This window comes from Longimicrobium sp., assembly GCF_036399255.1.
In the GTDB taxonomy this organism is placed as follows: domain Bacteria; phylum Gemmatimonadota; class Gemmatimonadetes; order Longimicrobiales; family Longimicrobiaceae; genus Longimicrobium.
Map to the genome: position 1 here is coordinate 1 of NZ_DASWNM010000118.1, position 5,071 is coordinate 5,071.

Here is a 5,071-nt window from a genome sequence, read left to right on the forward strand (position 1 = left end):
GGCGGGGGCCTCGTTGGGTCCCGGATTGATCGATTGCGCTCATCCTGCCGCGGCGGCGCAGGGGTGCGCCGCCGCGCCGTCATCCTGCGATCAGACGATCACCGGCTCCACCTTGCCGTCGAAGATGCGGATCTTCTGGCCGTCGAACTTCGTCAGTTCGAAGAACGCGTCGTCCTCGTTGAAGCCCAGCGAAATCTCCTGCAGCAGCCCGATCGCGATGTCCTCGCCGAAGGGCAGCGACTCGGTGTAGTCGCTCCTCCAGTGCACGCCGGCCGCGTTGCGGAAGAGGGCGATGTTGCCGGCCAGCTTGTTCAGCTCGCCGCCCACGGTCATCTGCGCCGCGTCGGCACCCGTGTACGCCACCAGGGAAAGTCCGTCCGAGCTGGCCTGCAGCGGGTTCTCGATGGCCTTGCTCTCGTCGAAGAACGCCTTGAGGATGGTGACCAGCGCGCCGCTGCCCGTGGCGTGTCCCGCGCCGTACGCCGGGTGCGTGGGCGCGCCCTCGGGATACGCCTGCGGGAGGAGGTACGAAGAGGGGAACTTCTCACCCGTGTTCCCGAAGTACGGGGCCAGCCCGCCGCTGGAGAGCGACGTGGTGATGCTGGTGTTCAATGGGTAGGTGCGCGACCCGGTGATGTGGTTGTGCACCCGCCCGCCGTATTCCTCGGGCCGCAACCGGCGGTGCACGAACCACTTCTGGTACCACACCGCGCGTAGCGCGCGCCCCAGCACCTCCACCAGCGCCTGAAGAAGGTGAGGTGGACCGAAGGTCGCGAAGGGTGCCTGCGTCCGCGAGTCCAACGCGGTGCTTGGCGGGTCGTACGGGTTCCCCTGGTCCTTGGGGAACTCCATGTCGATCTGCGGACGCCCGGCCCCCGACGTTGTGAGCTGGTTCCCGGTGGGCTCGCTCATCAGGATCCACGCGGCGTTGTAGTACGCGTCCAGCACCTGGTCAAAGTGCACGAAGGTCGCGCCGTCGCGAAGGCTCCGGATGAAGAGCTTTTGCGCCATGTACAGGTCGTCCTGTCCGCGGAAGTCCACCCCGTTCTGCGCGTCGAGCCACGTGGAGAAGGTGGTCAGATAGTCGAGCCCCACCTCCGCTGTGTGCTGCCGCTGGTCGATCTCCCGTGAGCCGTAGGAGATGTATCCTGCATTGGCGTTGCGCCCCTTGCGAGGGTCGTTGTTTCCCTTCAGCAGGAACTGGCTCACGTACGGCCCCACCTGCTCGCCCGGGTAGATGCCGCGGAAAAGGTTCTGCGCCGTGACCGTGACGGTGCCGCCAAAGCGCGGGAACTCCGCGTTCAGCGAGTCGATGGCGCGCTTGACGATGGTGTTGGCCGTGCCCGCGTCCGTCGCGTAGCTGCCGAACCAGACGTCGCGCGCCACCGCCATCCAGTACAGCTCGCCCGCCTCGTGCGCCGCCACCTCACTGTCGAAGCGCGGCGCCGGCGGCAGGGTGAATGCCTGCGCGTCCGGCCCGGCAATGTCGAACGTGAGCCCCGCCTGCGGGTTGGTAAGCTTGAGCGCCGTGGACGAGGCCAGGATGATCTCTTCGAAGTCCGCGGGGTCGCGGCTTTCCAGCGCCCGCAGCAGCGTTGCGTACGAGCCCGGGTCGGGGTCGCCCAGCGCATCGTGCTTGAGGCTCTTGGAGTAGCTGCCGGCCAGCAGCCGCTCCGGGTAGTTCACCTCGTCGTTGTTGTTGGCGTGCTCCTCGTGGTGACGCGCCGCCGCCAGCTCCGCCGCCTCAATGCGTACGTCGCGCGCCGACAGGCGCCGCTCATCCAGCCGCCGCGCGCGCCCCGTGTCCTGCACGTTGAAGTTGTCGAACACGGCCAGCCCGGGGCGCGGCACGGCCGCGTAGGTCCGGGCGCCGAGGTAGGCGTACAGCGAGGTCACCGCGATCGGGGGGGTGGGCGCCGCGAGCACCTCCCACACCACCCCGTCCGCCGACGTCTCGTAGTAGACCACGTCGGCGCCGGCTACCGCGTCGGTTTCGTGGCGCATGCGCAGCCAGCGGTGCCGCGCCGGGTCGTACGGCACCTTTCCGTACGAGAAGCTCGATCCGCCCGCGTCCGCCAGGGCGCGTACCATCCCCTCCTCGATGCTGATGTACAGTTCGTTGCTGCCGTCCGGCCCCACCGAGAGATAGGTGCTGGCCCCGGTGGGCGCCGCGAGCGCGCGCACCACTTCTACGCTGACGGCCGAGTCGCTGAAGTCGAAGAGGCCGGTGGACCGGTACCCACCTCCGTTGGTCCCCGCCAGGTGCGGGCGCGGCCAGATCTCCAGGCGCTGGTTGGCTTCGGCGACCTGGGCGCCGCCACCCGCCTGAACGATCCACTTCGCTGCATCCGTCGTGTTGTCGTTGAAGTTGTCGACGAGCGTATGCGTCTTGGCCATGATCGATTCCTGCCAGGGTTTTTTGCTGCTCCGCCGCCGATGTGCGGCGGGGCTCCGTGGCCGGTCGCTCTGCCGGCGTGGCCTGGCTGGCCAGTTCTCTCGCCGTCGCTCCAGCATCGATCCAAACCAAAGCCCCCGTCCGGCGCTGTGCCGGCGGGGGCCTCTCGGGTCCCGGATCATTCGGTTGTGTTTCCTCCCGCGGCGGCGCAGGGGTGCGCCGCCGCGTCCGTCATCCTCCGATCAGACGACCACCGGCACCACCTTGCCGTCGAAGATGCGGATCTTCTGCCCGTCGAACCGGGTCAGCTCGAAGAAGGCGTCGTCCTCGTTGAAGCCCAGCGACATCTCCTGCAGCAGCCCGATGGCGATCGATTCGCCGAAGGGCAGCGACTCGGTGTAGTCCGAGCGCCAGTGCACGCCCGCCGCGTTGCGGAAGAGGGAGATGTTCCCCGCCAGCTTGTTCAGCTCCCCGCCTACCGTCATCTGCCCCGCGTCCGCGCCGGCGTACGCCACCAGCGACAGCCCGTCCGCGCTGGCCTGCACCGGGTTCTCGATGGGCGTGTCCTCGCTGAAGAACGCCTTGAGGATCGTGACCAGCGCGCCGCTGCCCGTCGCGTGCCCCGCGCCGTACGCCGGGTGCGTGGGCGCGCCCTCGGGGTACGCCTGCGGCAGCAGCCATGAGTCCGTGAACGGTCCGCCGGGGCTGAAGAGCTGCAGCAGCTCGCCGTTCTGGATGGAGTCGATGAGGCTGACGTGGAGGGGATACGTCCGCCCCTCGGTGAAGCCGCTGGTGTTGTACAGCACCTGGTTGTGCACGCGGCCGCCGTACTCCTCGGGCCGCAGCCGGCGGTGCACCCCCCACTTCTGCCACCACACCGCCCGCAGCGCCCGCCCCATCACCTCGGCCAGCGCCTGCAGCAGGTGCGTGGGGCCAAAGGTGTTGAAGCCCGCCTGCGTGCGGCTGTCCAGCGCCGTCCCGGGCGGATCGTACGGGTTGCCGTCGTTCTTGGGGAACTCCACCCTCACCTGCGGAATCCCCGTGCGCCCGGCGTTGGTGAGCTGGTTGCCCTCCGGCTCGCTCATCAGGATCCACGCGGCGTTGTAGAACGCGTCCAGCACCTGGTCAAAGTGCACGAACGTGGCACCGGCGCGCAGGTTGTAGATGAAGCGCTTGGTGCTCTCGAAGGTGCCGGTGCCGCGAGTGTCCTGGCCGTTCTGCACGTCCAGCCAGGTGGGAAAGTCCGTCAGGTAGTCCACCCCCGGGGTGGCGCTGAACAGCCGCTGGTCGATGTTGCGCGAGCCGTAGGAGATGAAGCCGTCGGTGGCGTTCAGCCCCTGCCCGCCGGGCTTGCGCGGGTCCACGTTCCCCTTGAGCAGGAACTGGCTCACGTACGGCCCCACCTGCTCGCCGGGGTAGATGCCGCGGAACAGGTTGTCATCCGTCACCGGGACGGTGCCGCCAAAGCGGGGGAGCTCCGTGTTCAGCGAAGCCACGGCCCCGGCGGCCAGGCTGTCGGTGTCGTAGTCCAGAAAGGGCACGTCGCGCAGGGCGGCCATCCAGTACAGCTCGCCCATCTCGTGCGCCGCCACCTCGCTGTCGAAGCGCGGCGCCGGGGGAAGGGTGCGCTCCTGGGCGTCGGGGCCCTCGATGTCGAACGCCAGCCCGGACTGCGGGTTGGTGAGCTTCACGGGCGCGCCCGCCGGCCCCAGGATGATCTCCTCGAAGTCGTGCGGGTCGCGGCTTTCCAGGGCGCGCAGCAGCGACGCGTACGAGACCGGCTCCGGATCGCCGAAGTCGTCGTGCCGCAGGCTCTTGCTGTACATCCCCGCCAGCTCGCGGCCGGTCCAGGTGGGGTAGTTGGTCTCGTCGTTGTTGTTCACGTGCTCGTCGTGCCGGCGCTCCGCGGCCACCTGTGCCGCCTGCACGCGCACGTCGCGCGCGGACAGCCGCCGCTCTTCCACGCGCCGCGAAAGCGACGTGTTCTGCACGTTGAAGTTGTCGAACGCCGCGAACCCGGGCGCGGTCACCACGGTGGTGACCCGCACCCCGAACTCCAGCAGCACGGAGGTCAGGGGAATGGGATCGGGGGCCTGATGGAGCACCGTCCAGGTGCTTCCGTCGGCCGAAACCTCCCAGAACGTGGTGCCCGTCCACTCGCTCAACCGCAGCCAGCGGTGCGCCGCCGGGTCGTACGGCACCCGGCGAAGGATGCTGCTCACCCCGCCCACTCCCTGCATGCTCTCCACGTAGCCGTCCTTCACCCAGATCAGGATGTAGTCGTTGCCCGTGATCGATGCGGCCAGCCCCGTTGCCACACCCGGTGACGTGCTCGCCGTGACGATCTCGACGCGCATCTGCGACTCGGTCAGGTCGTAGGTGACGGAGCTTGCGTAGGTGTAGTAGCCGGCTTGGTTGCCGGGCGGGCGGATCTGCACCCGGCCGTTGGTTTCGGTGGCCACCGTACCGGCGACCGTCCAGAGCGCGGTGTCCGTAGTGTCGTCGTTGAAGTTGTCGACGAGCGTATGTGCCTTTGCCATCATGCTGCTCCTGCCAGGGTATCCACCGTCCCCCCGCCGATGCGCGGGAGGCGCCGCCGGCTGCTCTGCCGGATGTGGCCTGACATCAGCCCGTTCTCTCGCCGTCCCTCGCCAGATCCCGTGGAACACAAAGGCC

2 protein-coding genes are annotated in these 5,071 nt (G+C 68.7%); both read right to left on the reverse strand.

The features are described 5' to 3' along the window. Window positions 1-90 precede the first annotated feature (90 nt). Entirely contained in the window at window positions 91-2,397 is a 2,307-nt protein-coding gene (locus VGC13_RS21480; protein ID WP_331127343.1) for a vanadium-dependent haloperoxidase, read from the reverse strand. Between the two features lie 240 nt (window positions 2,398-2,637). Then, the gene (locus VGC13_RS21485; protein WP_331127344.1) at window positions 2,638-4,935 is read right to left on the reverse strand and encodes a vanadium-dependent haloperoxidase; all 2,298 of its coding nucleotides are present in this window, start codon (window positions 4,933-4,935) and stop codon (window positions 2,638-2,640) included. Window positions 4,936-5,071 lie beyond the last annotated feature (136 nt).